Genomic DNA, 26908 nt, shown 5'->3' with positions numbered 1-26908 from the left:
AATGAAAAATATAATAGTTGGGCTTGCTTGTTATATTATTTTTCTAATATGTGAGTGGTCAAATGTAAACCCAGTTGAAGCAATTATTTTATTATCTATTTTGTTATTTATACCGATGTCATTTTGCATTATTGATAAGAAAACAAGAAATGGATCGTATGTATTCTTTTATAAATTTGTATCGCTTTTATTTCCAATCGCAGCAATTAGTGCAATGCTAGCTTTCGTAACAAATCACTATTTCTTTGCACTACTTTGGTTTGTATATACAGGAATTGTTGCGTTATTTGGTGCAAGTAGATTGCTAGAAAGAGGATGGAAACCGTTAGAAGAGACGGCTATCGATAGTGCGTTTATGTATTTGTTTTTAGGTGGTTTTTGGTTTTTTGCTTCAGTAGCAAAGCTTTCCATTATGGACTTTAGTTCTGATATTGTTTTGCTTACCGCTGCACATTTTCATTATTCGGCATTTTTATTGCCGTTATCAGCTGGTTTAATTGGGAGAAAAAGAGAAAAGAGAAGTAAAGTGTATGATGCTATTATGTTTATCATCGTCATTTCACCTATGACAGTTGCAATAGGAATTACATACTCAAGGGTATTTGAATTTTTTGCAGTGTTCCTATATTTATGTGCGATTTATAGTTATGGTATTTATGTTTGGCGCACGAAATTTAATGCTATTAGTGCAAAGATTCTCCTAATCATATCGTCTAGTACACTCATGGTAACAATTATGTTTTCACTTATATATTCGTATGGGAATTTGACACATGTAATGACGATTACAATTGCTCAAATGGTTTGGATTCACGGTGTTGTCAATGGAATTGGAGTAGCGTTACCAGCATTTGTCGGTTGGATGATTGAAAAGAATGCTCCGAATTATAAATATTACGGGAAACCAATGAGCAGGTTAAGAGGAAATGCGACAGTTGGGGAAGCGTTTTTATATAACAGACATTTAATAGATAGCAAGGAATACAAAGGTTTAGTTGATAAAATGAATGATTTTCATAGTGAGGTATTTGACACGAAGAAGATTCCTTTAAGTATTATTCGATTTTATGAAAATACAAAAGAGTATGAGTTACAATCGCATATTAAATGGAATCGTTGGTTCCGCCCGCTTGCATTTTGCTATGAGAAAATCAGTAAACGTATCGAACAAATACATTTAGGAATGGGCGGCAAGTGGGAAACGATGCATGGCTCTATCGTTGGGATAATAGATGAGAAGGATGGAAGAGAGGATGTAAGGGCTTGGCTAAGAAAAAATGAAGCAGGAGAATCTATTTTTTTAGCTCTTTACTCAAAACATACACATGAGAATGAGACATACATGAATATCGGATTACCTTTACCATATTCGAATATGACAGGGGTTTTGAAATTATGTAATAAGAGTAATGATTTAATCATTACTAGTAAGCTGAGAAGAAATGGTAAGGGAGATGAGGGGATATATTTACATACGCGTTTCTTTACAATACGTTTACCGTTAGCAGAGACTTTTGTTATTAAAGAGGGCACGAATCACATATTAGAAGCTAATCATAGAATGTGGATATTTGGAGTTAAGTTTTTAGAAATTGATTATGAGATTAAGAAAATAGAAGGGAAGTAAGAAAAGCTTGGAGAGATTCCAAGCTTTTTTACGTATGCGTAATTGTCATAGCAACTTGTTTATCCAAGTCTCGGTCCCAAACACGTTGAATTTCAAACGTACCTTTTTCAAAAAATAATGGGAATCTTTCTTTAAACCAATCTTGCATAGGAAGATTTAATGCTGTATCGATTGGTACCCATAATAATTCGCCCTCTGGAGGGTCCATAAGAAGTTCGCCTTCAAATGAATCTGTCCAATAGTTGAATACCATATATCGAACATTTCCCTTCGGATTTACATATTCGTCTAATCCCTTGAAAGTCAAATTAGAAACGTGCAGTCCAGTCTCCTCTTTCGCTTCTCGTATAGCAGCTTGTAATATGCTTTCTGGGAAATCTACTTTTCCGCCAGGAGCTATGTAGCCAGGAAAACCTCGATGATCGGGGCGTTTTATAAGTAAAACTTCATTATTTCGCTGGATCATACACATTGTATAGATGCGGTGCTCGATGTTATGTGAATTTAGAGGCATAATATTGTATTCTCCTTTATATTTATTTTGATAAATTTACCATAACATAATGGTTTCTTATATAATTGAAAAAGAATATTAGAAATTTTTAGTGAAATATTATAAAGTCTATAATCATTTGAAAAGAGGAGAGAGAAATGCAAGGGGAAGTACAAAGAGAAAAAGCTTTGGGGTATGTTGGTAAATTATTGTTGCCAGTTAAAGCGTCACGACATTTTAAGTTTTTGTGGATTGGGCAATTACTTTCGACTTTAGGGAGTTCTATAACGATGGTTATTTTGCCAGTCGTTGTGTATTCATTGACTGGTTCAACAGTTGTAATGGGGATGACAATGGCAATGTACATGCTACCTAATATTCTTGCTTTACCGTTTGCGGGTTTAGTTGTAGATCGAATTGACCGAGTAAAATTAATGTTATTTACAGACATAATCCGCTGTATATTAATGCTATTACTTGCAACACTTATATTTATGGATGTTTTAACAATTCCATTTCTATACGTACTAGTGGCATTATATGGGCTTATGGAAGGCATATTTCAGCCAGCGTATTCAGCTGTAAGAGCAAAAGTATTTGTGCCAGAAATTCGAAACGCAGCTAATGCATTAACACAAATGAGTAATCAAGGTATTCGATTAATTGGACCGGCTCTTGGAGGATTGATCGTTTCAGTTGCATCTGCCGGAATAGGATTTGGACTAGATGCAGTAACGTATTTGTTATCATTTTTTTGTTTATTATTTTTAAGAGAAATAAAGTTTAAAAAAGTAAGACCCATTGAAAAGAGTAAGGTCAATTACAAACAAGAGTTTATGGAAGGTGTTTTCGTTTTAAAAAATCATCCGTGGCTATGGGTTACAATTTTAGTCTTTTCTTTCATAAATATTTGTTATGCGGGAATTATCGTCGTATTAATTCCATGGTTATTTAATGTTCATCATCATTTTGAAGCATACGTGTATGGATTAGGAATGGCATCTTCTGGTGTTGGAGCTGTAATTGCCGCGCTAATATTTGGTGGGAGGGAACGGTGGCATAAACGGGGATTACTTGCCTATGGTGGTGTTTTAATAAGTGGTTGTGCGCTTTTAATAATGCCATTTATTGCTTGGGCACCTGCTTTAATTGGATTAATGGCAATTGAAGGGTTCGGTATGATGATATTTGGACTCATTTGGGAAACAAGTTTACAAGAGCTTGTACCAGAAGAAGCATTTGGAAGAGTGGCAAGCCTTGATATGTTAGGTTCATTTGCTTTATTGCCACTAGGTTATGTGGTTGTAGGCTGGTTAGCTACTGTCATAGGTGGCGAGATAACGATTATAACACTAGCTATTTTAGTACTTGTAACAATTGGAATAGCATTGTCTGTACCAAGTATTCGTCGGTTCGATTGATTATGTAAGAAAAAAGGGGATATGGTATATGAATATAGAAAACCTACATGATTTACTAGTAGATGAGTTGGGATCTAAATATATTTTAGGAGAAAAGGTATTTGAAGCAAAAAATTTCACAGTCTATATCGCTACCCATAGAGGAAATAAGCTAACATATAATCAACTAGTATTGATAAAGAATCTTTGTAACGAAAAGCCTACCGTACATATTTGGGACAAGAAAATTAGTACGGTAGCAACAAAAATGGAAATCACAAAAGAAGTGACAGAAGCGATACAAGCTGGTTTTAAAAAGCAAGAGTAAGCCCTGATCAAATTAGGGCTTACTCTTCATTAAACACAAATGTTTGTTTCATTTTTTCACTCTCATTTACCGGATGGCCATTATACGAGAAATTCTTTTCTTCCCAAGTAATGACGACTTTGAAATTATGGCTGTTAAAGTCTAATGGGAATACCATGTAGTCAGAGCCTGTATGACTTTTAGAAACGTTTCTATTAGGTGTCGTAGGTTTAACAGTAGCTTTAGAGGTAGGATGGTTATCAAGTATTTCTACAGATACGTTTGATACATCATGACCGATGTTTTTTACGAGTAAACTGTACGTATCAAATACACCTTGTTTTGGCTGGATTGCTTGCTTGTTTGAGTTATGAGATTTATCAATTTCAATATACCATTGTTTAGACTGTGAAGAAATTGGTAGTGATGGAAATGTATAAGCACTAGCATGCATCGGTAGTGCTACACAGATAAGTACAAAGAGAGAAAATATTTTTCGTTTCATCTTTAGAGAACTCCCATTCTGTAACGGATTTATTTATTATTATCTTCTTTTTATGAGAGGGTATACCATAATTCAATTGTAAAAAATATAGTCTCTCTTAGTGAATAAGATGGAGGGATTTCTCTTGGGCTAAATAATCGACTGTAACAATTGCGTGATGGATTGGAGCGGTGTATTTATTCATAAAAGGAAAAGTGGATGTAGTTTCCTTAATTCCCGCGATATTTATGACGCTCATGACAGTAGTTTACATTTTAAATGCAAAAATTGGTTTTAATATTTCGCTATATATAACTTATATTGTGGATGCGGTTATTACTGTTATTTTAATTGCTATATTCTTTATGAAAGCTGCGTAGAGATTTTTCTACACAGTTTTTTACAATATGAAAAAATTACCAAAAGTATGTTAAGATAATATTGTCATACAACAAGGGGGAATTGTTTTATGGAAAATGGACATCTTGCTAAAGTAGATTTAATGAAAAGAATAGAATCGAAATCTAAGTATAATAAGAAACTTGAAAAATACCAAAGACGTTTATTAGCACTGCAGCAAATTGTAAAAGAAGAAAAAATTGCAGTTATGCTCGTTATGGAAGGTTGGGATGCGGCTGGAAAAGGCGGAGCGATTAAGCGAGTGACGGAACACCTCGATCCGCGTGGGTTCCAAGTAGATCCAATTGGAGCACCAGCGCCTCATGAAAAACGGTACCATTACTTGCAACGTTTCTGGCGGAAACTACCTCAGTACGGGCAAATTACTATTTTTGATCGCTCATGGTACGGCCGTGTGTTAGTTGAGCGTGTTGAAGGCTTTGCTACAGAGGAAGAGTGGACGAGAGCGTATGATGAGATTAATGACTTTGAAAAACTACTAACAGATGATCATTATATAATCGGGAAGTTCTTCTATCATATTAGTAAAGATGAGCAATTAAAGAGGTTTAAAGATAGAGAGAACAATCCTTTGAAACGATGGAAAATTACAGAGGAAGATTGGCGTAACCGTGAAAAATGGGACGAGTATGTTGAAGCAATGGAAGACATGTTTGAAAAAACAAATAAGCCAAATGCGAAATGGGAAATTATTGCGAGTAATGATAAATTATACGCTCGATTGAAAACGTTGAAAGTGATTATTTCATTAATTGAGGATTATCTCTTAGAACATAATATAGAATTACCTTCGTATTATTATGAGATGAAAGAAGGTAAGACAGAAGGCTTTGAAGCTAATCAAGGTGTAGTTGTAAAATAGTATAAGGTTTGTATATGAAATATAAAGTAGAGATACCCTGTAATGTTGGGAACCCCTCGGTAATAGGCCAAATGTAAACCGTGGGGTTCTTTACATGTATAAATGAATTTCAGCATTTTAAATTTGGGGATATTGTTGTTCTATAGTACATTAACAAGAGATATTAGTTTTATAGAGAGGGTGAGAAAATGATAGATACAGCAGATGCTTCAACAAGTAATCAAACATACACAGCAGAAGACCAACAAAAATTATACAAACGAACATTACTAATCGTCAGCATCTCACAAATGTTCGGCGGTGCGGGATTAGCTGCTGGAATTACAGTAGGTGCACTTCTTGCACAGCAAATGCTTGGGACAGATGCATATGCAGGATTGCCAGCTGCTATGTTTACAATGGGATCTGCGGTAGCGGCTTTCTTTGTTGGGAAATTATCGCAAAAACATGGTCGCCGTATAGGGCTTGCAACAGGTTTTATAGTAGGTGGGCTAGGTGCTATTGGAGTTGTGGGGGCAGCTTTAACAAATAGTATTATTCTTTTACTAGTTTCTTTACTTATATATGGTGCGGGCACAGCTACGAATTTACAAGCCCGTTATGCTGGAACGGATTTAGCGAATAAAAAGCAAAGAGCAACTGCTATTAGTATTACGATGGTAATGACGACTTTTGGTGCAGTTGCAGGTCCGAATTTAGTAGGGGTAATGGGGAGGTTTGCTCATTCAATTGGAATTCCTGAACTTGCTGGTCCGTTCATATTATCAGCAGCGGCATTTATATTGGCGGGTCTTGTCCTTTTTGTTATGCTTCGTCCAGATCCATTAATTGTTGCTAATATGATAGAAATATATAAACAAGAGCATACATATAAAGGGCAAACAGTAACAGAAGAAGCGGCAGAAAACAAGCGAGGAATTACTGTTGGAGCTATCGTAATGATACTTACGCAAATCGTGATGGTTGCAATTATGACGATGACGCCAGTTCATATGGGACATCACGGTCATGGTTTAAGTGCAGTAGGACTTGTAATTGGTTTTCATGTAGGTGCAATGTATCTTCCATCTCTCGTTACGGGAATGTTAATTGATAAAATTGGCAGAACTACGATGAGTATAGCTGGTGGAGTAATTTTACTAGCAGCAGGTATAATAGCTGCAATAGCGCCGAGTGATTCTTTAATACTATTAATTGTTGCTTTGTCTTTACTTGGATTAGGATGGAACCTCGGTTTAATCAGTGGTACTGCTCAAATTGTTGATGCAACTATACCTTCCACACGTGCAAAAACACAAGGAAAGATCGATGTGTTTATTGCGCTAGCTGGAGCTTCAGGTGGAGCGATGTCAGGAATGGTAGTGGCGAATTCGAGCTATGCGGCATTGTCGTTAGTGGGAGGAGTGTTAGCTTTCATGCTCATTCCTGTTGTGATATGGTCTCGAAAAGGAGAAAGAAATTAAAGAGAGGTTCTAGTTACTGACTAGAACCTCTTTTCATACTTTTAACTTAAATCCCACTCCACAATAAGACCTAAATGTGTGAGGCCACCACCAAATCCGTACAGTAAAAGTGTGTCTCCGTTATTTAATTTTCCTTCTTTTCTAGCTAAATCTAGAGCAAGTGGAATAGAAGCTGAAGATGTATTCCCCATGTATTTTACACTCATCAAAGTTTTTGAAATTGGAATTTCGGTTTTCTCACAAATAGATTCAATCATTCGTAAGTTAACACTGTGAGGTACGAACCAGTCTATATCATCTATTTGCATATGTGCGGTATGTAATAGTTCTTTTATACCTGCTGGTACCGTGCGTGTTGCCCATTTATATACTTCTCTTCCGTTTTGCACGATTTTTTCATTTGTTTGCAGTGGTGTGTCATTCATAGTAGTAGATAAGTTTGTTCTGTATAGGTGAATGCCGCCGTCACCGTTTGTTCCCATGTGAGAAGCGATAAAGCTTGGTTTGTTTTCATCTTTTTCTAATAAAATAGCTCCAGCGCCATCACCGAACAGAATACAAGTCGTTCTATCGGTGTAATCAGTAACTTTTGATAATGTCTCTGACGCTACGACAAGTATTTTTTTATGTGATCCAGAAGTGATTAAGCTATTAGCTACATGTAGTCCATATGTGAAACCAGCGCAAGTCGCATTTAAATCAAATGCTATTGTATGAGGTATGTTGAAATATTGTTGTATTTGACACGCGACACTAGGAAATACATAGTCAGCGGTTGTTGTAGCGACGATGATACAGTCGATATCTTCTAAGTTCTTTTTAAATGTTGTACATAAATTTTCAATTGCTTTAATGGCTAAGTGTGAGGAGTATTCTTCTTCGCTAGCGATTCTTCTTTCCTTCATTCCTGTTCTTTGTACAATCCATTCATCATTCGTATTGATCATTTTTTCTAAATCGTTATTAGACAATATTTGATCTGGAACATAAGTACCGATTGCAGTAATACGAGATTTAGAATGCATAGGAACATCTCCTAACTTATTTTTATAACTTGATACTAATATCAGGTTATAAAAATGTCAATAAAGACTTTTATTGTATTGAAACTAGAATCTTAATTTACTATGAAGGAATTTGGTGAGTGGTGTAAAAATAGTATACGAGAAGTTTTAAAAATTGATAATGAAGAGAGTTGGGCTCTTTGAAAAGAATTTTGTATATATTTCCTGTTGTCATTATTTGCAGCTTTATTCTTATTGTTTTAGCAGAGAAGTCTTACGCTTGTGAGTGTATGAAAGCATCACCAGAAGAGAGGTTACAAAAAACTAATGTAGTGTTTGAAGGTAAGGTGTTAGAAGTTCAAGAGAAAGATGGGGAAATGAAAACATTATTTGAAGTGAAGAAAATTTGGAAAGGGACAAGCTCTTCGCAAATTATTATATATACAAGTTTTGGTAGCTGTACATTTCGTTTTGCAGAGGGAGGAGAATATTTAGTCTTTTCTTCTTATAGAGGGGAGGGAAAATTAGAGACATCTATTTGTAGTGGAACACAGAGATTAGATGAGGCAGAGCTGAAGAGAAAAGCCTTAAGTCATATTGCAAAAGAGTCAGCTCCAACGAAGAAAGTGGATTTAAAAGGTGAGATGGTGAACGGTTTAAGTTGGTGGCAAGTTGCTGTTATTTCTATAGGTGTGTTATTGATTATTGCAGTTGTTATTTTTATTGTAAGAAAAACGCGCAAAAAATGACGCTTAAAGTAAAAATATAAAGAATTTCTTTAGCATGAGATAGGTTGTTAAATCTTGTGAAAGCGAATTACTTATGCTACACTTTATGTAACTTAAAATGAACGGAGGGGCTTCCTTTGATCTTAATCAGATTACGTCTCAATACTTTGTGCCAATAATTGAATAGCGCTCAAAGGCTCTGTCTGTGTACAGAGTGAACGGGATTGGTCTGCCTATTTTAAAGGAACCCTTTATTAAGCTTATATGTGAAAAAGAGGGAGGGACGAATACGCCCTCTTTTTGTTTTGCCTTTATAAATAGAATGGGATCGTATAGGTGAACACTTATTGTGGATACGTATATGATTTTGGGACTTTTTGACTATGAAGTAGGAGGAAAATATAACTTTCTCCTGTTTCTTTGGTGAACCCTTATCCGTTTACGAAAACACAGGCAGCGACCTGTGTTTTTTATTTTACGTAATCGAAATGGAGGAATAAATATATGGAAGAATTATTACAAAGAGCAGTTTTAGTTGGAGTAAATTTAGGTAAGGAAGATGATTTTGCTTATTCGATGGAAGAGTTAACAAATCTTGCAGAAGCTTGTGATGTAGAGGTAATTGGGCAAGTGACGCAAAATTTACAACGAGTTAATCCATCCCATTATATTGGAAAAGGAAAAATTGAAGAAGTAGCAGCCTATGTAAATGAAGTAGATGCGAATATGGTAATCTTTAATGACGAATTATCTCCTTCACAAATTCGAAATTTAGAGGCGGATTTAGATTGTAAAGTTATTGATCGTACCATATTAATTTTAGATATTTTTGCGCAACGTGCGAAGACGAAAGAAGCGCAGTTGCAAGTAGAGGTAGCGCATCTTCAGTATATGATGCCTCGTTTAATCGGTCTTCGTGAATCATTAGGAAGACAGAGTGGCGGCGTTGGTACGAAAAATAAAGGTGTCGGTGAGAAGAAATTAGAATTAGACCGTCGTAAAATTGAAGAGCAGATTTCAGTTTTAAATAAGGATTTAGAGGCACTTGTTGCGCAGCGTCAAACACAGCGAAAGCAACGTAAGAAAAATGAAGTACCAGTTGTAGCATTAGTAGGTTATACGAACGCAGGAAAGTCAACGACGATGAATGCGATGCTTGAAATTTATAATGGTACAGAAGAAAAACAAGTATTTGAAAAAGATATGTTATTCGCGACGTTAGAAACATCTGTACGAAATATTGATTTGCCAGATAACAAATCATTCTTATTAACAGATACTGTTGGGTTTGTAAGTAAATTACCGCATCATCTTGTAAAAGCATTCCGTTCAACATTGGAAGAGGTAGCGGAAGCAGACTTACTTATTCATGTTGTAGATTACGCAAATCCAAATTATGAACAGTTAATTGATATTACAAATGAAACGTTAAAGAAAATTGGAGTAGAAAATATTCCAACAATCTATGCTTATAATAAATCAGATATGGTAGATGTTGAAATTCCGAAAGTGCAAGAAGACCGCGTTTATTTATCAGCGAAGAAACATGTTGGAATTGAAGAACTTGTAGAAATGATTCGCTCACACATCTATAAAGAGTATACGAAGTGTGAAATGTTAATTCCGTATGATCAAGGACAGGTAGTTTCTTATTTTAATAATCATGCGCACGTTCTATCTACGAGTTATGAAAACGAAGGTACGAAACTAGAAGTAGAATGTAAGACGAGCGATTACGAGAAGTATAAGCGTTTTGCAATTTAATAAAAAAGGCGATCCTAATATGCTTTAGGATCGCCTTTTTCTTATTCTGTAATAGAGGCCCATTTATAAGAATAAATTCCTGCAAATGGACGAACAACAACATCTTTTACTGTTGGACGTTCTAAATATACAAGTCCTGATTGGAAGATTGGAGCGATAGCTGCATCATCTTCAAGTAAGATTTTCTCTGCATCTTGGAACGCTTTCCAACGTGCTGGTAAGTCTGTTACTAAAGTAGAGCTCGTTTTCTCAATTAATTCGTCGTATTGTTTGTTTGAGTAACTCATCTTATTAAACGGTCCGTCTGTGACGAACATATTTAAAAATGTTGTAGGATCAGGATAATCCGGTCCCCAAGTGGAAAGTGAAATTTCAAAATCGCCATTTCCTTCACGATCTAAAAATGCCTTTACTGGAAGGGGTTGTAATGTGATTTTTAGTCCAGGTAAGTTTTTCTCTAGTTCACCTTTTAAAAACTCACTAATTTTTTTATCGTTAGATTCATCAGTTGTTATGATTGAAAGAGAAGTGTTTTGTAAGTTTGTTTCTTTTTTCGCAGTTTCCCATAGTGCCTTAGCTTCTTTCACATTTGTTTCTACTTTTACATTACTTGTACTGCGAAAATCTTTATTATCAGGTCCTTTTACGAATCCTTTCGGAACGAATGCATTCGCAGGGATAGAACCATTATTTAAAATCGTTGTTGCGATTCCCTGTTTATCAAAAGCAAGCGAAATAGCTTTTCGAGCGTTTTTGTTTGCTAATAAAGGATTCTTTTGGCTAAATCGGAAAAATGTCACGGAAGGACGTTCCATTTTCTTTAAGCTCGGATCTTTTTGATATTTATCAACAAACTCTGAATTAATCGTAATTCGGTCTACTTGTTTACTTTCAAATAAATTAACAGCTGTTGAAGTATCTTTTACGATATTTACATTAATTTCATTTAATTTCACATTTTTATTATCCCAGTAGTTCGGGTTTTTTGTCATTTTATAACTTGTATCATGTTTCCATTCACTTAATTGGAAAGGTCCGTTATAAACTACATTTGCAGCTTCAAGTCCGTAATTTTTCCCTTGTGCTTCTACAACCTTTTTGTTTTGAGGATAAAATGTTGCAAATCCCATTAAACCTAAAAAGTATGGAACAGGGTGTTCTAACTGTACTTCTAATGTTTTATCGTCAATTGCTTTTACACCAAATGAGTCAATTGGCAATTCTTTTTTATTTATTTTTTCTGCGTTTTTAATATCGAACATAATATGTGCGTATTCAGAAGCAGTCTCTGGATTTACGGCACGTTTCCATGCATATTCAAAATCATGAGCAGTTACTGGATCGCCATTTGACCATTTTGAATCGTGTAATGTAAATGTATATGTTTTTCCGTCTTCGCTCAGTTTGTATGATTCAGCTGCTGCAGGACCAGGTTTATTGTCAGGCCCAGGCATATATAATCCTTCCATTACGTTGTTTAAAGCAGCGTAAGAAAACCCATCGGTTGCGATAGATGAATCAAGTGTAGAAATTTCCCCAGCTTCTACAATGTTTAATACTTGTTTTGAAGATTCTTTTTTCTTTTCTCCGGTAGTTGCTGACTCTTGTTTTTGGCCACATGCTGTTAAAAACATAGATAATGTGATTGAGAGTGCAACGATTCCTTTTGTTTTTTTCTTCATAGTTGTCATCCTTTCCTTCATCTCTGCCTTAGTATAAAAGAAAATATAGAAAATTTCTATAAATAAATCCGATAAAACATATAGAGAAAATATATTATGTAAAAAGTGATATTTCTGGAAAAAGAAATGAAACCAGTATAGAATAGAAATGTTTCAAAAGTCAGAATTTATTACACCTGCTGTAATAAATATATATTTTGTACAGGAAGGAGAAATACACATATGCAGGCAGTTTCGCAAAAAAACACAGTAGAAACACCGACAATATACCGAATACTATTTGCGATTAGTTTCGGTCACTTTTTAAATGACTCGATGCAGGCAGTCGTGCCGGCATTGTTTCCTATTTTGGAAAAAACGATGAATTTATCCTATATGCAAGTAGGGTGGATTGCGTTTGCATTAAATATGACGTCATCGATTATGCAGCCGGTTTTTGGTATGTATTCAGATAAGAAGCCATCACCATTTTTATTACCGCTCGGTATGTTTTCGAGTATGCTTGGGATGATTGGACTTGCATTTGCACCGAACTTTATTATTGTTATTATTTCTGTTTTATTTATCGGATTAGGTTCCGCAGTCTTTCATCCAGAAGGTGCTCGTGTTGCTTATATGGCGTCCGGTGCAAAGCGAGGTTTAGCGCAAGCGATTTATCAAGTAGGAGGAAATACAGGGAACTCCTTAGCTCCTATTTTTACAGCGTTAATTTTCGTTCCGCTCGGCCAAATTGGTTCTTTAGGTTTTACCGCATTTGCAGCGGTAGGAATTGTGTTATTAATTTTCGTATCAAATTGGTATAGGAATGAATTAGCAACTGGCGCTGTGAGAAGAAAAAAGAGGGCTGCGCTTGAGGCAGAAAATGCGATTGTCAGTACACATATTAAATTTGTTATATTACTTCTTGTTTTTCTTACTTTTGTACGATCTTGGTACGGTGCTGGTATCGGGAATTTCTATCAATTTTACTTAATTGAGCATTACGGTTTATCTATAAAAAATGCCCAGTATTTCGTATTCGCATTTATGATTGCTGGTGTATTAGGAACTTTCTTTGGTGGTCCACTGGCAGATCGATTTGGAAAGAAAACAATTATTGTATTTTCAATGCTAGGTTCGGCGCCACTTGCACTTTTGCTACCTCACGTGTCGCTCGTGTGGGTTGTACCGTTATTTTTATGTATCGGTTTTATTAGTTCAAGTAGTTTTAGTGTAATTGTTGTTTATGCGCAAGAGCTTGTTCCTGGAAAAGTAGGAATGGTATCGGGATTAATTGTAGGGCTTGCGTTTGGACTCGGAGCTTTAGGATCTGTAGTCCTTGGGAAATTGGCTGATATATATAGTCTACAATTCATTATGTTACTATGTAGTTGTCTACCATTAATTGGACTTACTTCTTGGTTATTACCAAGTGATAAGAAAACGATAGAATAGGGGATGCGCTATGAAATTATGTGAAAACGTAACAGAATTAATAGGGGATACACCTGTCGTCCGATTATCTAAATTTATTCCAGAAGACGCAGCAGATGTGTATGTAAAACTGGAAATGTTTAATCCGTCACGCAGCGTGAAAGATCGTGCTGCCTATAATTTACTGCACGTTGCAGAAGAGAATGGTCTCATCAAACCAGGAGATACAATTATTGAACCGACAAGTGGAAATACAGGAATAGGCTTAGCGATGAATGCAGCTGCTAAAGGGTATAAAGCGATTTTAATTATGCCAGATAATATGTCAAAAGAGCGTATAAATTTATTGAAAGCATACGGAGCAGAAGTAGTTTTAACACCAGCAGAACAAAGAATGCCAGGAGCGATTGCGAAGGCATTAGAACTGCAAAAGCAAATTCCAAATAGTTTTATTCCGCAACAATTCGAAAACCCAGCAAACCCGAATATTCATCGTTATACAACTGCACTTGAAATTTATGAACAAATGGATGGAGAGCTTGATGCATTCGTAGCAACGGCGGGAACAGGCGGAACGATTACTGGGACTGGTGAAACGTTAAAAGAGAAACTACCAAACTTATATATTGCAGTAGTAGAACCGAAAGGATCTCCCGTTTTATCAGGTGGTGTTCCAGGTCCTCATAAACTAGTAGGAACAAGTCCAGGGTTTATCCCGAAAAACTTAAATACAGAAGTGTATAACGAAATTATTCAAATTGCAGACGAAGAGGCTTTAACGACAATGAGAAACTTAGCTAGGCAAGAAGGTTTATTAGTAGGGCCATCTTCTGGAGCTTCTGTTTATGCAGCGATTATGATTGCAAAACGATTAGGCGCTGGTAAAAAAGTTTTATGTATTGCACCTGATACAGGTGAGCGTTATTTAAGTATGGGATTATTTGAATGAAAATGATAGAAACACCTTAATAGTGAAATTGTCACGATTAAGGTGTTTGTTTTAGGTTGGAGAGAGGGGAGAATGACAATGAAACTATTAAAACCAACACATGAATATAGTGAACAAATTTTGGAGTACCGGGAGGCATTTTTAAATGCTGAGGAACAACCACATGGTAGTAGTTCTTTACAAAATTTTGATTCTCTCGATGAATGGTTTGAAAAAGTGAGTATACAAGAAGTGGGAGAAAACTTACAAGCTAATCGAGTACCATCTAGCCAATTTTTAAGTTTTGAAAAAGGGGAACTTATAGGTTTTGTGAATATTAGACATCGATTAAACGAAGAATTATTGTGGGAAAGTGGTCATATTGGATATAGTGTCCATCCGAATAAACGTCGCCAAGGTTACGCGACAAAACAATTAAAACTCGCATTAGATGAAGCGCAAAAGTTAGGGTTGCAGAAAGTGTTAATAACTTGTGATAAAGTTAATATCGCTTCGGCTAAAACGATTCAAAAAGTTGGCGGCGTGTTAGAAAATGAAGTAGTTTCTTCTCATACTGGTGAAATTATTCAGCGTTATTGGGTAGAAATATGATTTAGTGAAACTTTGAAAAGGAAATATAATGCGTAATATCGAAATAGATAAATGGAAAAAATAAGGGTGTACTGCAATTTTAGGGGGAAATGAAGTGGGATTAAAAGAGAAAGCGATAGAAATGTCGGAGATTTATAGGCAAAATCCGAAAGTGGAGGCTATTATTTTAGCAGGTTCAGTAGCTAGAAAGTTAGAAGATGAACATTCAGATATAGAATTACATATTTTATGGTCAGCACCATTAGAGGATGAGGATCGTAAAGGGCCTATTAACCATATTGGTGGAACAATTTTGTCCTATCATCCTTACGAGGAAGAAGAATGGTCGGAAACATATTTGACGAAAGAGGGAATTAAATTAGAGATTAGTAACTTTTTAACAGAAACAGTAGAGAAAGTGATTTCGGATGTGGTGGATCAATATGATATAAGTTATGAAAAACAATGTATCGTATCATCCGTTCATGATGGTGTTAGTTTGTATGGAGAAGAGAAAGTGAATGAATTAAAAGATAGAGTGGTAGCGTATCCAGAAGATTTAGTGAAACGGATGATTTCAGAAAATCTTTGGTTAAGCAATCGCTGGCATAATCGAGAGGCTCTTTTAAAACGAAAAGATTGGCTTATGCTATATGATGTTATGTGTGAAGTACAAAGGAATATATTTGGGATCTTATTTGGTCTGAATAAAATGTATGTACATCACCCAGCATTTAAATGGATGCCGAATAATGTGGAACAAATGAGTATTAAGCCAGAAAACCTATACGAGAGAATGGCGAATACGCTAATAGGGAAACCGGAGTATAGTGTACAGGAGTTAGAAGTGTTAATCGAAGAACTATTACATTTAGTAGAACACCATGTTCCAGAATTAAATATTGCTGAACAACAAAAACGTATTCAATATGCGAAGTGAAAAACGAAGAGATGTAACAAGGGGTTACATCTCTTCGTTTTTATTTCACTAATTTTCCTAGTAATGGTAATCGTTGAATCCTATCACCGAGAATATGTGAAGCAAGTCCGCTCGTAAGGACGAATAAAAGGTAAACAAGTCCTCCTGCAGCGCCACATATAAATACAATGAGAAGTGATTCGATATAAGATTGTCCAGGAATTAACCATTTTAAAATCGTTTTTAAAGCAATTACAACAGCAGACATTGCAGCGGAGTAAATCGTAATAAGAAGTACTGTTTTTGCAGTCTCACCCATTTTGAATTTCGCAAACTTAACGATGCAGTACAACATAATAACATTGGAAACGAGGTATCCAAGAATGGTTCCAAGTACAGCACCGTGTCCGCCAAACAAATGTAAGAGTGGTGTATTTACTAAAACTTTAACGAGAATACCGACTGAGAATGCAATCATCGTTTTTCTTTGATAATCGATTCCTTGTAATATAGCTGCTGAAACTGTGAAAATAGCACTTAATATAGCAGAAGGTGCAAATGAAATTAAATACTGTGATCCATCAAGTGCAATTTTAGGGTCTACATAAACCATGCGGAATGCATCGTAAGCGATGCTAGCAAGACCGAATGCAGCTGGGATAGTGAAGAATAATAAGACTTGAAATATCTTTGAAATTTGTTCTTGTAATTCTTCTAGTTTCCCGCTTGTATAAGATTTCGTTATTGCTGGAATGATCGTTAATGAGAATCCAGTTGCAAGTGAAGCTGGAATCATAATTAACTTTTGGGCATAGTTCGTTATATAAGCGAAAACTGCATTCGCTGTTTCTAAAGGCTCTCCCATTGCTCTAAGGACATCAGCTACAGTGTATTGATCTACTAACGTGTAAAGCGGAATTGCAATACCGACAAATACAATTGGGATTGCATATCGAAGTAGTTCTATATAAATATTTTTTAATGGGATATTCGATGCTCTTGACTTTAATTCTCCTTCGGGAGGCTTTAATCGGTTATATTTTTTCCAGTACATCATTAAAATCGAAACGCTGGCAAGCGCTCCGATAACAGCTCCAAACGTAGCAACTGCAACAGAAGAGGCTACGGAACCTCCTAATAGTTTTGAGACGATGAAGCTACCAACTAAAATGAAAACAACGCGCGCAATTTGTTCTACGACTTGAGAAACAGCACTTGGTTTCATATGTTGAAATCCTTGGAAATAACCACGTGTAACACTCATAGCTGGTACGATAATAAGTGCAAAACTTAATGCTCGCATCGTAAGTGTTACGTCAGCGATAAATTGTGGATCTGGCGTTTTCGAGCGAATAATAAATTGTGATATGTATGGTGCTCCAATAAATAAAATTAAAAATCCTAAAAAGCCCATAAACAACATTAATTTTACGCTAGAGTTGTATAATTTTTTGCTTGTACTATAATCACCAAGCGCATTATGCTTTGCAACGAATTTGGAAACGGCAATAGGGATACCGGCAGTTGAAAAGCTTAATAAAATACCGTACCAAGAGTATGCATATCCATATAAAGCGACCCCTTGTGTTCCCACTAATAGTTGAAAAGGGAAGAAGTATATAAAACCTAATATACGTGAAATCATTGTCGCGCCGCTTAATAAAGCAGTTCCTTTTAAAACTTTTGAAGTAGACAAAATTCTTTCCTCCTACTCGTGCTGTCTTGCATTTGCCCCGCATTAACGGGCAGTAAGACCCCCATCTCAAAATTCAGCGGAAGCAAAGAAGTTAGGTGGGGATCGGGCTGCCCGTAAAAGCCCGATTGGTGAAGGCTAATAATCAGTGGGGATGAACAAAACCCCCACTGATTAAAGTTTCACTTTATCGTATACTACTATAAACCTGTTCGAGAAGTTAATACAGTATAAACCATAAATGTTCTAATACTATTCATTTAAAAGTCATATTTTACATTTTTAAATAGAATGTAATACATAAAAATTCAAAATATAAGTTGACACTATTTTTAATGTGTGATAAAAATGATAGTAATCAATTCGGAAAATAATATTTGGGCAATGAAAGGGTATAGTAGTGAATATCTCCCTATTTCAGAGAGCTGATGGTTGGTGTGAATCAGTATATAGATTATTCATGAAGTTCGTCCTGGAGCATCTTTCATAAATCTCACATTATGAGGAAATGAAAGACGGTAGTTTATACCGTTATCAAATAAAGTGGTGAAGATTGTTTCACAACTAGGGTGGTACCGCGATATTTATCGTCCCTACGTATTTACGTAGGGACGTTTTTTATTTAGGTCTTACTTTGTTGTGGCTTCATAACTAGGGTGGTACCGCGATAATTTATCGTCCCTACGTATTTGCGTAGGGACGTTTTTTATTTAGGTCCTAACTTTGGTGTATCTTCATAACTAGGGTGGTACCGCGATATTTTTGTCGTCCCTACGTATTTACGTAGGGGCGTTTTTTATTACTAGGGAGGACGTGAGCGTATTAGAAAAGAGTATTGATAGAACAATATAAATACTGAACTGAAACAAAGAAAAAGAGACAGAGAGGAGATTAACAAATGAATTCACAGCAATGGACATCGAAATTAGGTTTCGTATTAGCTGCAGCAGGTTCAGCAATTGGTCTTGGGGCGATTTGGAAATTCCCATATATGGCCGGCATCGGAGGAGGCGGGGCGTTCTTCCTTATTTTCATCGGTTTCACATTATTAATTGGTTTACCGCTATTATTAGCTGAATTCGTAATCGGAAGAAGTACACAAAAAGAGGCTGTTGATGCATATAGAGAAATCGCACCAAAAACATTATGGCCATGGTTAGGGAAATTAGGGATTGTAACTTGTTTCATATTACTTTCTTTCTACAGTGTTGTAGGGGGATGGATTTTATTATACTTATGGAATGCAATTACAGGTAGACTATGGGAAGGAAATGGCTCATACGAAGCTACGTTTGGTGAAATCATTTCCAATCCGTATTTAGCAGTTGGCTCGCAGCTATTATTCATCCTTATTACTATTTTTATCGTAAGTAAAGGTGTACAAAATGGTGTTGAAAAAGTAAATAAATATTTCATGCCAGCATTATTCGTTTTATTCTTTGTATTAATCGTTCGTGCACTTACGTTAGATGGTGCTGGAGAAGGCGTTCGTTTCTTCTTACAACCTGATTTCTCAAACGTAACATCAGAAATCATTTTATATGCAATGGGGCAATCGTTCTTCTCATTATCTGTCGGTGTAGCCGTTATGGTAACGTATAGCTCATACTTACCGAAAGAGGAAAGTTTACCGCGTTCAGCATTTTCTATCGTAGCTTTAACTCTGGTAATTACATTGCTTGCAGGGCTTGCAATTTTCCCAGTAGTGTTCGCATTTGGGATGGAACCATCTCAAGGACCGGGGCTATTATTTATCGTACTGCCAGCTATTTTCAGTAAAATGGCATTCGGGAAATTATTCTTCATCGTTTTCTTATTACTATTCTTCTTTGCGACTATTACATCGGCAATTTCGATGTTAGAAATTAGCGTTGCATCTTTAACTGCAAAAGGTAAAGGGAAACGTGAAAAAATGGCTTTAATCGTAGGGTTATTAATCTTCGTTGTGGGAGTACCATCAGCATTATCATTTGGTATATTAGGTGATTTGAAAATTTTCGGAAAGACAATCTTTGATTTAGCGGACTATGCAGTGAGTAACGTACTAATGCCACTTGGTGTTTTATTAGTTTCTATCTTTGTTCCTTTAAAAATGAAGAAAGATGTATTAATGAAAGAGCTTGGTGTAAGTAAAAATAAAGGCTATAAACTGTTCGTATTATGGTTATTCTTACTTCGCTTTATCGCACCAATCGCGATTATTATCGTATTCTTAAATGTACTTGGCATTATTTAAAAAGAAAGGTAGCGTATCGCTCTATGATACGCTACCTTTTTACTTTGCTCTTTTTTGCAGTTCGTTTACTGTTACGAACTGATAGCCCTTCTTAGATAATGAGTCTAAAATACCTTCAATGGTCTGTAAATTTTCATTAGACTCATCATACATAGAGTGCAGTAAAATGATAGAACCTGGTTTTACACTTTTATTAACATACTCAATTTTATCAGCAGCAGATTTATAAAAAGTATCAGGTTCAAGATCCCATGTGATTGTTTCGATATTGTTTTTATTTAAATAATAGGGCAGACCAATTAGCTTTTTCCCGTTAGGTGGTCTAAAATCAATTTCGCCTGTATATCCTGTTTGGCGGATTAATGAATTCGTTTTTTCAATTTCTTCTTTAATAAAAGAAGGTGTTTTAAAAACCATTCTGTTATGAGAATATGTATGATTTCCAAGTTGGTGTCCAGAGTGTGCGATAGCTTCTCCTAACGATAGATTTTTCTCTAATTCATTTCCGATTAAAAAGAAAGTAGCTTTTGCATTGTATTTATCTAGTAGCGGTAATATTTGTTTTACATTGCTAGTAGGGCCATCATCAAAAGTTAAAGCTATCACTTTTTCATCTGTTTCTACTCGGTTTGTTAAATCTCCAAACAATTGAAAACTTCTTGCGTTCATCAATTTGTATGTTCCGAATAATGCTACAGTAATAATGAATAATGTAACGATTGTAATGATTATTTTCTTTTTCATAAAGCAACCTCACTATACTTTTGGATTGGACTAAAAAGTATTATATCAAACTAAGTAATTTCATGCTTTAAAAAGGATGTGGATGCAAGGGGAAGGAATTTATCATATAATAAAATGCAAAAGGTATATTAGGAGGTGTTTATATGGCGATTATAATTCAATTGCCAGACACTGCAGCGTCTCATGCAAAGCCAAGTATGGAAATGGCGATACTTTGCGTGAGGTAGATAAGTAATATACAATCGCCTAAATGAACTTGTATCATTTTTTATATTTGGCTTTGCACCTTATTGAAATGAACCATAAAAAATAAGGGGCGAGCAGAAATGAAATACGTTAAAGCTGCGACGGTTTTACCAGAAAGTTTAATTATTGAAATTCAAAAGTATATACAAGGTGAAACAATTTACATTCCAAAACAAGAAACGAAACATTATAAATGGGGTACACGATCTGGAGGAAGAAAACAACTAGATGAAAGAAATAAAGCGATTAAAGAAGCGTTTAAAAGTGGGATTTCCGTTCATCAACTTGCAGAGGAGTATTTTCTATCCGGAGAAACGATTAAAAAGATAGTGTATTCTAAATGAAGATAAAAGAGTCTAGTTCAAATATTATTTTGAACTAGACTCTTTTTGTTTTGTGAATATTGGATATATTGCGTATGGATGGGGAAGATAATAGAAAAAATGTGCCGTTTTTTTACTAAATAGAATATTTGAGTGAAAAGCAGAAAGGTGACCATCTATGAATCATATTGGACAAATAACGATAGAGCTTTTAATTGGTTTTTTTGTTCTATTAATTGCTACGAAAATATTAGGAAAAACACAAATATCTCAGCTGACGCCATTTGATTTTATTTCTGCTATTGTTCTTGGTGAGCTTGTTGGAAATTCAATATATGATCCTAAAATTAAAGTGTGGTCTATTTTATATTCAGTATTTGTTTGGGTAATTTTAATTTATACAATAGAAGTTATCACACAAAAAATAAGAGGAACAAGAAGGTTTTTTGAAGGGTATCCTTCTATTATTATTCGTAATGGAAAGATTGATCGTGAACAATTAAGTGTAAATCATTTGGACATTAACCAATTACAACAAATGCTAAGACAACAAAAAGATATATTTTCAATCCGAGAAGTGGAGTATATGATTTTGGAACCTAATGGGAACATAAGCGTTCTGAAAAAGAGCAAGTATGAATCACCGACTATAAATGATTTAAGTTTGAAACATAAGCCTGTATACTTACCAATTTCATTAATTAGTGATGGAAAAGTAGTGAAAGATAATTTGAGGGAAGCAGGATTTGATGAAGGATGGCTTTATAAACAAATAAAACAAAAAGGGATTACTAAATTTGAAGACGTATTATATGCAGAATGGAAGACAGATGATGGCTTCTTTTGTCAGGAAATGAAGCGGTAGAGAATAATCGATGTATGTAATATTCGTTTCTAATTTATCTTTTACATATCAAAAAGCTGAATCATTGTATACAATAAAACTAGATCAACAATTTGTATGGAGTGATAAAGATGGAAGCTTTTATTAGAAGTGATCAATATAATTTTATAAAGTCACAAGCCTATATTTTAGCAAACGGGCATGCAACGGCAAATGATAGAGGTGTAATTCAAGCGTTAAAATCACTAGCGATTGAAAAGATAATACATGTATTTGAGAATTTAACGGATGAACAAAAAGAGTTAATGGATACGGTATTAACAGTTCAAAATAGAGAAGATGCAGAATCGTTTTTAATGAAAATAAATCCGTATGTCATTCCATTTCAGGAAGTTACAGCACAAACATTAAAAAAATTATTTCCTAAAGCGAAAAAGTTAAAACTGCCTGATATGGAAGAACTGGATATGAAAGAATTATCTTATTTAAGTTGGATTGATAAGGGATCAAGCAGGAAATTTATTATAGCAAAAAATGATAAAAATAAGTTTGTTGGTCTGCAAGGAACGTTCCAAAGTTTAAATAAAAAAAGCATTTGTTCATTATGTCATGGACATGAAGAAGTAGGGATGTTTTTAGTTGAAATTAAAGGTGATGTACAAGGAACTTTCGTTAAAAAGGGAAACTATATTTGCAAAGATGGTGTAGCTTGTAATCAGAATATGAAATCACTTGATAAATTGAACGATTTTATTGAACGATTGAAGAAATAAAGAAAAAACCTCTAGTATTGAAACTGGAGGTTTTTATTTTTTGAAGAAGTAATAATAGGCTTCTTTTATAGTTGTAAATTTATAAAAAAAATCGGGTCATTTATAATGAAATTAGATAAAAATATCTATTTGGATACAGTTACTTATATGCAAGGAGGTAAAACATGAATTACGAAGAGATATTAAAAGTGAAACGGTGGCCTAAAGGTACGATAGCGGCAGGTCGTGGTCATACAGTTGCTCTTAAATCGGATGGCACAGTTGTGGCAGTAGGGCGAAATAAAGAAGGAGAATGCAATGTAAGCCGTTGGTGTGATATTGAAGCAGTCGCAGCGGGCAATGTTCATATGGCGACGAACACGGGTAATGCCCATACAATCGCTCTGAAAAGTGATAATACTGTGGAAGCGGTGGGGTGGAATAAGCATGATCAATGTGATGTAAACGAATGGCATAATATTGTATCGGTTGCGACAGGGTGGCGTCGTACCCTTGGCCTTAAACCGGATGGTACGGTAATAGCGGTGGGCCGAAATAAAGAAGGAGAATGCAATGTAAGCAGCTGGCGTGATATTGTGGCGGTCACGGCAGGTGACTGGCATACAGTCGGTCTTAAATTGGACGGCACAGTGACCACAGTGGGGAATAATCGATATGGACAATGCAATGTAAGTGACTGGAGTGGTATGGTGGCATTGGCGGCAGGTTATCTTCATACTGTAGGTCTAAAATCGGATGGAACGGTGATGGCTGTTGGTAATAATAAACATGGCCAATGTGATGCAAGCAGCTGGCGTGATATTGTGGAAATAGCGGCAGGGAGTAAGCATACAGTCGGTCTGAAATCAGATGGTACTGTAGTGGCAATGGGTTCGAATGAGTATGGTCAATGTAATGTAAGCGATTGGAGTGATATTGTAGCGATAGCGGCTGGTTGTGCGCATACAGTCGGTCTGAAATCAGATGGCACCGTTGTGGCAGTAGGTGATAATACATACGGTCAATGCAATGTAAGCAGTTGGCACAATATCCGATTGCCCGGTAATTAGTTTTTAATAATGATTTTTTGATATGGAATGAAAATGGTTGTTTTACAATAAATCACTAGTAATATTATTCTATTTTAGGAGTAATTATGGAATAGGATATGTAGATAAGGATCCCTTTTAAAAAGAGGGTCTAAATGGAATTTTTGAACAAGCTTTATTTCAAAGCTACAGTAGAAGAGATAAATAAAGCATAGGAGAGCTGAAGAAATGCTTAAAAAGTTTTTGCTTTCTTTACCGGATGTTTTACTTGTATGCGTTGTTCTCTACATAACATACACAACTACTTTTAGTTTTGGACAGACGTTAGTAATTTCAATTGCAATCGGAATCATTGGTGGTCTTGCTATAAGAATTTTTACGGATTTATTCACATTCATCAAGTGGACAATTAAACAAAGGAAGTCTTGACTATGTTTAATTGCTACTAGGAGGGGATGAAATGAGTAAGAAAAAGAATAGAGTAAAAAACGAGATAGTACTTTGGACATTAACAGCTGTTGTTTTTATCATTGTATGGTACTTTTATCAAAAATAAAAACGCATCGTACTAAAAAAGCACGATGCGTTTTTATTATTTCTTTTGCCAATTTTCTTTTATAAAATCTTCACGGCCAGATTCTTTTTGCTCAGTAGCATATTTCTCTGGGTTCTTTTTATAAAAATGTTGATGGTATTCTTCAGCCTCATAAAAAGGTGCAGCCGGGCGAATTTCAGTTACGATTGGCTCTTTAAACATACCGCTTTCTGCAAGAGCTTGTTTTGATTTTTCAGCAAGCTCTTTTTGCGTTTTATTGTGATAAAAAATAGCAGTGCGATAAGAGGGACCGCGGTCAAAGAATTGTCCGCCATCATCAGTTGGATCGATTTGTGGCCAATATAAATCTAGTAATTTTTCATATGGAAAAATAGAAGGATCGAATGTAATTTGTACAACTTCTAAATGACCAGATGTACCAGCTTTTACTTGTTCATATGTTGGGTTTTCTACATGACCACCTGCATAGCCAGAAAGTACTTTATGAATACCAGGAAGTTCATCAAATGGCTTTACCATGCACCAAAAGCAACCGCCTGCGAAGGTTGCGAGTTCGTATGTTTTTTCGGACATTGTTGTAATCCTCCTAAATATATATGTTTTATATAGTATTATACAAAAATTTTTATTGCGCAATAAAAAAGATTCAAAAATATATGTATTATTAAAAATATTTTCTGAAAACATGTTGACAATGAAAAGAACAACGTCCTATAATACGTTTAACAAATAAAAGTTAATTGAGAATTTTCTAACTTTATATGTTGTATATGCAAAGAAGAGGAAAGTAGATGATTATGATCGTTTCAGAGAGCTACTCCAAGGCTGCGAGAGTAGTAACAATCGAATCATTGAAGATCACCTCGGAGCATCGCTTGCGAAAGGGAAACTGAGTAGAGGGCGGCGGCATCGTCTCCGGTAAAAGGACGGGGGTCTAATTGGACCTACAAAGCTTATATTTCGTGAGAAGTATAAGGAAGCTGAGTGGTACCGCGAAACTCTCGCCTCAGCAATCAAAGCTACTAAATTGTAGTAGTTGATTGCTGAGGCGAGAGTTTTTATTTTAAAAAATAAAATAAGAGAATGCGTAGAAGAGGAGAGTAAATGATAAAAATTGTTTCAGAGAGCTGCCTAGAAGCTGTGAGGGTGGTAACAATTTCATCATTGAAGATCACCTCGGAGTACTACTTTTGAAAACTAGTAAAAAGTAGCGGAGTTGTTTCCGATAGAAAAACAAAAAGTCTAATTGGACTTGCAGAGCTTATATTTCGTGAGAAGTGTAAGGAAGCTGAGTGGTACCGCGATTCCCTCGTCTCAGCAATGGATTGCTACAAGTGTGTAAGTGATCGATTGTTGAGACGAGTATATTTTTAAGGTTTATATACTGAATATTCTGTTAAAAATACTCATCTCAGCAATCGATATAGAAATAGATTGCAAAAATAGAGAGAAAAAAAGAGGAGCGATGTGAGATGGGAAACCAGTACATTTACATGAATGGGGAATTTGTAGAAAAAGAAAAGGCAGTTGTTTCAGTATATGATCACGGTTTTTTATACGGAGATGGTGTATTTGAAGGGATTCGTAGTTACGGTGGAAATGTATTTTGTTTAAAAGAACATGTAAAACGATTATATGAATCGGCAAAATCTATTTTACTTACAATCCCGCTGACGGTTGAAGAAATGGAAGAAGCAGTTTTACAAACATTGCAAAAAAACGAGTATGCGGATGCCTACATACGATTAATTGTTTCAAGAGGAAAAGGTGACTTAGGGCTTGATCCTAGAAGTTGTGTGAAACCGAGCGTTATTATCATTGCAGAACAATTAAAGTTATTCCCACAGGAATTTTATGATAATGGACTAAGCGTTGTATCTGTTGCATCGAGACGTAATACGCCAGATGCACTAGATCCACGTATTAAGTCAATGAACTACTTAAATAACGTACTTGTAAAAATTGAAGCCGCACAAGCAGGAGTGCTAGAGGCACTTATGTTAAATCAACAAGGATATGTTTGTGAAGGATCTGGAGATAATGTTTTCATTGTGAAAGATGGAAAAGTGTTAACACCTCCTTCTTATTTAGGAGCGCTAGAAGGTATTACGAGAAATAGTGTTATCGAGCTATGTGAGCGACTTAATATTCCGTGTGAGGAAAGGCCATTTACTCGCCATGACGTATATGTAGCAGATGAAGTATTTTTAACGGGAACGGCAGCAGAATTAATTCCAGTTGTAAAAGTTGATTCAAGAGAAATTGGAGATGGGAAACCAGGAAGTGTAACGAAACAATTGACAGAGGAATTTAAAAAGTTAACGAGAGAAAGAGGAGTACGTGTTCCAGGACTGGCGGAGAGCTTACTGTAGGGAGAGGA

General features: G+C 35.5%; 25 protein-coding genes, 1 pseudogene and 3 other annotated features. Of the genes and pseudogenes, 19 read left to right on the top strand and 7 right to left on the bottom strand.

The window, feature by feature from the left end; genetic code table 11:
• Window position 1 precedes the first annotated feature (1 nt).
• Window positions 2–1627 carry a YndJ family protein gene (locus QCI44_RS19305; protein WP_116363151.1) on the top strand — a complete coding sequence of 542 codons (1626 nt, stop codon included), beginning with the start codon at window positions 2–4 and terminating at the stop codon, window positions 1625–1627.
• Between the two features lie 28 nt (window positions 1628–1655).
• Here QCI44_RS19305 and QCI44_RS19300 read toward each other — a convergent pair whose 3' ends face one another.
• Window positions 1656–2141, bottom strand: coding sequence for an 8-oxo-dGTP diphosphatase (locus tag QCI44_RS19300; RefSeq protein WP_116363150.1), 486 nt, complete (start codon window positions 2139–2141; stop codon window positions 1656–1658).
• A gap of 137 nt (window positions 2142–2278) precedes the next feature.
• Between QCI44_RS19300 and QCI44_RS19295 the strand changes: the two genes are divergently transcribed.
• Window positions 2279–3541: an MFS transporter gene (locus tag QCI44_RS19295; RefSeq protein ID WP_353811408.1), complete on the top strand. Its 1263-nt coding sequence runs from the start codon at window positions 2279–2281 to the stop codon at window positions 3539–3541.
• A 28-nt stretch (window positions 3542–3569) separates the two neighbouring features.
• On the top strand, window positions 3570–3848 hold the full coding sequence (locus tag QCI44_RS19290; RefSeq protein WP_016088425.1) for a hypothetical protein: 279 nt from the start codon (window positions 3570–3572) through the stop codon (window positions 3846–3848).
• A gap of 19 nt (window positions 3849–3867) precedes the next feature.
• On the opposite strand, the gene QCI44_RS19285 is transcribed toward QCI44_RS19290, so the two are convergent.
• The gene (locus QCI44_RS19285; RefSeq protein ID WP_116363149.1) at window positions 3868–4332 is read right to left on the bottom strand and encodes a hypothetical protein; all 465 of its coding nucleotides are present in this window, start codon (window positions 4330–4332) and stop codon (window positions 3868–3870) included.
• 110 nt (window positions 4333–4442) lie between these two features.
• On the opposite strand from QCI44_RS19285, the pseudogene QCI44_RS19280 reads away from it, so the two are divergent.
• From QCI44_RS19280 to QCI44_RS19270, 3 genes and pseudogenes are all read left to right on the top strand, one after another.
• Window positions 4443–4691, top strand: a pseudogene (locus QCI44_RS19280) (carbon starvation CstA family protein); the annotation flags it as partial.
• An 89-nt stretch (window positions 4692–4780) separates the two neighbouring features.
• Window positions 4781–5593: a polyphosphate kinase 2 family protein gene (locus QCI44_RS19275; RefSeq protein ID WP_116363148.1), complete on the top strand. Its 813-nt coding sequence runs from the start codon at window positions 4781–4783 to the stop codon at window positions 5591–5593.
• A gap of 188 nt (window positions 5594–5781) precedes the next feature.
• Entirely contained in the window at window positions 5782–7056 is a 1275-nt protein-coding gene (locus QCI44_RS19270; RefSeq protein ID WP_116363147.1) for an MFS transporter, read from the top strand.
• A gap of 41 nt (window positions 7057–7097) precedes the next feature.
• Here QCI44_RS19270 and QCI44_RS19265 read toward each other — a convergent pair whose 3' ends face one another.
• Window positions 7098–8081 (bottom strand): ketoacyl-ACP synthase III, encoded by a 984-nt coding sequence (locus QCI44_RS19265; RefSeq protein WP_064056731.1) that lies wholly within the window; start codon window positions 8079–8081, stop codon window positions 7098–7100.
• A 179-nt stretch (window positions 8082–8260) separates the two neighbouring features.
• Between QCI44_RS19265 and QCI44_RS19260 the strand changes: the two genes are divergently transcribed.
• Complete coding sequence (locus QCI44_RS19260) at window positions 8261–8809, top strand: cobalamin biosynthesis protein CbiN (RefSeq protein ID WP_116363146.1); 549 nt, start codon at window positions 8261–8263, stop codon at window positions 8807–8809.
• Window positions 8810–9292: 483 nt separating this feature from the next.
• Window positions 9293–10552, top strand: coding sequence for a GTPase HflX (gene hflX / locus QCI44_RS19255; protein WP_000391873.1), 1260 nt, complete (start codon window positions 9293–9295; stop codon window positions 10550–10552).
• Between the two features lie 41 nt (window positions 10553–10593).
• Here the strand turns inward: hflX and QCI44_RS19250 are convergent, their stop codons facing one another.
• Window positions 10594–12234 carry a peptide ABC transporter substrate-binding protein gene (locus QCI44_RS19250; protein ID WP_353811407.1) on the bottom strand — a complete coding sequence of 547 codons (1641 nt, stop codon included), beginning with the start codon at window positions 12232–12234 and terminating at the stop codon, window positions 10594–10596.
• A 222-nt stretch (window positions 12235–12456) separates the two neighbouring features.
• On the opposite strand from QCI44_RS19250, the gene QCI44_RS19245 reads away from it, so the two are divergent.
• From QCI44_RS19245 to QCI44_RS19230, 4 genes are all read left to right on the top strand, one after another.
• Entirely contained in the window at window positions 12457–13668 is a 1212-nt protein-coding gene (locus tag QCI44_RS19245) for an MFS transporter (protein ID WP_001149431.1), read from the top strand.
• A gap of 10 nt (window positions 13669–13678) precedes the next feature.
• Entirely contained in the window at window positions 13679–14596 is a 918-nt protein-coding gene (cysK, locus tag QCI44_RS19240; protein ID WP_000762271.1) for a cysteine synthase A, read from the top strand.
• A gap of 78 nt (window positions 14597–14674) precedes the next feature.
• Window positions 14675–15187, top strand: a complete 513-nt coding sequence (locus QCI44_RS19235) for a GNAT family N-acetyltransferase (protein ID WP_033659660.1) — start codon at window positions 14675–14677, stop codon at window positions 15185–15187.
• A 94-nt stretch (window positions 15188–15281) separates the two neighbouring features.
• Window positions 15282–16106 (top strand): DUF4037 domain-containing protein, encoded by an 825-nt coding sequence (locus QCI44_RS19230; RefSeq protein ID WP_016088414.1) that lies wholly within the window; start codon window positions 15282–15284, stop codon window positions 16104–16106.
• Between the two features lie 40 nt (window positions 16107–16146).
• Here QCI44_RS19230 and QCI44_RS19225 read toward each other — a convergent pair whose 3' ends face one another.
• The gene (locus QCI44_RS19225; RefSeq protein ID WP_000107874.1) at window positions 16147–17781 is read right to left on the bottom strand and encodes a putative polysaccharide biosynthesis protein; all 1635 of its coding nucleotides are present in this window, start codon (window positions 17779–17781) and stop codon (window positions 16147–16149) included.
• A gap of 372 nt (window positions 17782–18153) precedes the next feature.
• Window positions 18154–18376: a binding site (T-box leader), on the top strand.
• A gap of 300 nt (window positions 18377–18676) precedes the next feature.
• Between QCI44_RS19225 and QCI44_RS19220 the strand changes: the two genes are divergently transcribed.
• Window positions 18677–20014 (top strand): sodium-dependent transporter, encoded by a 1338-nt coding sequence (locus QCI44_RS19220; RefSeq protein WP_001088202.1) that lies wholly within the window; start codon window positions 18677–18679, stop codon window positions 20012–20014.
• Window positions 20015–20053: 39 nt separating this feature from the next.
• Here QCI44_RS19220 and QCI44_RS19215 read toward each other — a convergent pair whose 3' ends face one another.
• Entirely contained in the window at window positions 20054–20758 is a 705-nt protein-coding gene (locus QCI44_RS19215; protein ID WP_116363145.1) for a polysaccharide deacetylase family protein, read from the bottom strand.
• 326 nt (window positions 20759–21084) lie between these two features.
• On the opposite strand from QCI44_RS19215, the gene QCI44_RS19210 reads away from it, so the two are divergent.
• From QCI44_RS19210 to QCI44_RS19190, 5 genes are all read left to right on the top strand, one after another.
• A complete protein-coding gene (locus QCI44_RS19210) occupies window positions 21085–21348 on the top strand; it encodes a CD3324 family protein (RefSeq protein ID WP_016088411.1) in 264 nt (87 codons plus the stop codon).
• Window positions 21349–21505: 157 nt separating this feature from the next.
• Window positions 21506–22192: a DUF421 domain-containing protein gene (locus tag QCI44_RS19205; RefSeq protein WP_001015533.1), complete on the top strand. Its 687-nt coding sequence runs from the start codon at window positions 21506–21508 to the stop codon at window positions 22190–22192.
• Window positions 22193–22302: 110 nt separating this feature from the next.
• The gene (locus tag QCI44_RS19200) at window positions 22303–22944 is read left to right on the top strand and encodes a FusB/FusC family EF-G-binding protein (protein WP_000387080.1); all 642 of its coding nucleotides are present in this window, start codon (window positions 22303–22305) and stop codon (window positions 22942–22944) included.
• 164 nt (window positions 22945–23108) lie between these two features.
• Window positions 23109–23993, top strand: coding sequence for an RCC1 domain-containing protein (locus QCI44_RS19195; RefSeq protein ID WP_016134141.1), 885 nt, complete (start codon window positions 23109–23111; stop codon window positions 23991–23993).
• Window positions 23994–24200: 207 nt separating this feature from the next.
• Window positions 24201–24401: a hypothetical protein gene (locus QCI44_RS19190; protein ID WP_016088409.1), complete on the top strand. Its 201-nt coding sequence runs from the start codon at window positions 24201–24203 to the stop codon at window positions 24399–24401.
• 163 nt (window positions 24402–24564) lie between these two features.
• Here the strand turns inward: QCI44_RS19190 and msrA are convergent, their stop codons facing one another.
• The gene (gene msrA, locus QCI44_RS19185) at window positions 24565–25101 is read right to left on the bottom strand and encodes a peptide-methionine (S)-S-oxide reductase MsrA (protein ID WP_016088408.1); all 537 of its coding nucleotides are present in this window, start codon (window positions 25099–25101) and stop codon (window positions 24565–24567) included.
• Between the two features lie 193 nt (window positions 25102–25294).
• Window positions 25295–25540: a binding site (T-box leader), on the top strand.
• A 67-nt stretch (window positions 25541–25607) separates the two neighbouring features.
• Window positions 25608–25848, top strand: a binding site (T-box leader).
• A 152-nt stretch (window positions 25849–26000) separates the two neighbouring features.
• On the opposite strand from msrA, the gene ilvE reads away from it, so the two are divergent.
• Window positions 26001–26900, top strand: a complete 900-nt coding sequence (ilvE, locus tag QCI44_RS19180) for a branched-chain-amino-acid transaminase (RefSeq protein WP_353811406.1) — start codon at window positions 26001–26003, stop codon at window positions 26898–26900.
• Window positions 26901–26908 lie beyond the last annotated feature (8 nt).

Source organism: Bacillus cereus group sp. RP37, from assembly GCF_040459695.1.
GTDB lineage: Bacteria > Bacillota > Bacilli > Bacillales > Bacillaceae_G > Bacillus_A.
Note: the sequence above shows the minus strand (reverse complement) of the source record. Positions and strands in the feature narration are given on the sequence as shown.

Excerpts from the sequence above, each read along its gene's own strand:
- QCI44_RS19305 (WP_116363151.1), top strand. The coding sequence starts at position 2 with ATGAAAAATATAATAGTTGGGCTTGCTTGTTATATTATTTTTCTAATA.
- QCI44_RS19300 (WP_116363150.1), bottom strand. The coding sequence starts at position 2,141 with ATGCCTCTAAATTCACATAACATCGAGCACCGCATCTATACAATGTGT.
- QCI44_RS19295 (WP_353811408.1), top strand. The coding sequence starts at position 2,279 with ATGCAAGGGGAAGTACAAAGAGAAAAAGCTTTGGGGTATGTTGGTAAA.
- QCI44_RS19290 (WP_016088425.1), top strand. The coding sequence starts at position 3,570 with ATGAATATAGAAAACCTACATGATTTACTAGTAGATGAGTTGGGATCT.
- QCI44_RS19285 (WP_116363149.1), bottom strand. The coding sequence starts at position 4,332 with ATGAAACGAAAAATATTTTCTCTCTTTGTACTTATCTGTGTAGCACTA.
- QCI44_RS19275 (WP_116363148.1), top strand. The coding sequence starts at position 4,781 with ATGGAAAATGGACATCTTGCTAAAGTAGATTTAATGAAAAGAATAGAA.
- QCI44_RS19270 (WP_116363147.1), top strand. The coding sequence starts at position 5,782 with ATGATAGATACAGCAGATGCTTCAACAAGTAATCAAACATACACAGCA.
- QCI44_RS19265 (WP_064056731.1), bottom strand. The coding sequence starts at position 8,081 with ATGCATTCTAAATCTCGTATTACTGCAATCGGTACTTATGTTCCAGAT.
- hflX (WP_000391873.1), top strand. The coding sequence starts at position 9,293 with ATGGAAGAATTATTACAAAGAGCAGTTTTAGTTGGAGTAAATTTAGGT.
- QCI44_RS19250 (WP_353811407.1), bottom strand. The coding sequence starts at position 12,234 with ATGAAGAAAAAAACAAAAGGAATCGTTGCACTCTCAATCACATTATCT.
- QCI44_RS19245 (WP_001149431.1), top strand. The coding sequence starts at position 12,457 with ATGCAGGCAGTTTCGCAAAAAAACACAGTAGAAACACCGACAATATAC.
- cysK (WP_000762271.1), top strand. The coding sequence starts at position 13,679 with ATGAAATTATGTGAAAACGTAACAGAATTAATAGGGGATACACCTGTC.
- QCI44_RS19235 (WP_033659660.1), top strand. The coding sequence starts at position 14,675 with ATGAAACTATTAAAACCAACACATGAATATAGTGAACAAATTTTGGAG.
- QCI44_RS19220 (WP_001088202.1), top strand. The coding sequence starts at position 18,677 with ATGAATTCACAGCAATGGACATCGAAATTAGGTTTCGTATTAGCTGCA.
- QCI44_RS19215 (WP_116363145.1), bottom strand. The coding sequence starts at position 20,758 with ATGAAAAAGAAAATAATCATTACAATCGTTACATTATTCATTATTACT.
- QCI44_RS19210 (WP_016088411.1), top strand. The coding sequence starts at position 21,085 with ATGAAATACGTTAAAGCTGCGACGGTTTTACCAGAAAGTTTAATTATT.
- QCI44_RS19205 (WP_001015533.1), top strand. The coding sequence starts at position 21,506 with ATGAATCATATTGGACAAATAACGATAGAGCTTTTAATTGGTTTTTTT.
- QCI44_RS19200 (WP_000387080.1), top strand. The coding sequence starts at position 22,303 with ATGGAAGCTTTTATTAGAAGTGATCAATATAATTTTATAAAGTCACAA.
- QCI44_RS19195 (WP_016134141.1), top strand. The coding sequence starts at position 23,109 with ATGAATTACGAAGAGATATTAAAAGTGAAACGGTGGCCTAAAGGTACG.
- QCI44_RS19190 (WP_016088409.1), top strand. The coding sequence starts at position 24,201 with ATGCTTAAAAAGTTTTTGCTTTCTTTACCGGATGTTTTACTTGTATGC.
- msrA (WP_016088408.1), bottom strand. The coding sequence starts at position 25,101 with ATGTCCGAAAAAACATACGAACTCGCAACCTTCGCAGGCGGTTGCTTT.
- ilvE (WP_353811406.1), top strand. The coding sequence starts at position 26,001 with ATGGGAAACCAGTACATTTACATGAATGGGGAATTTGTAGAAAAAGAA.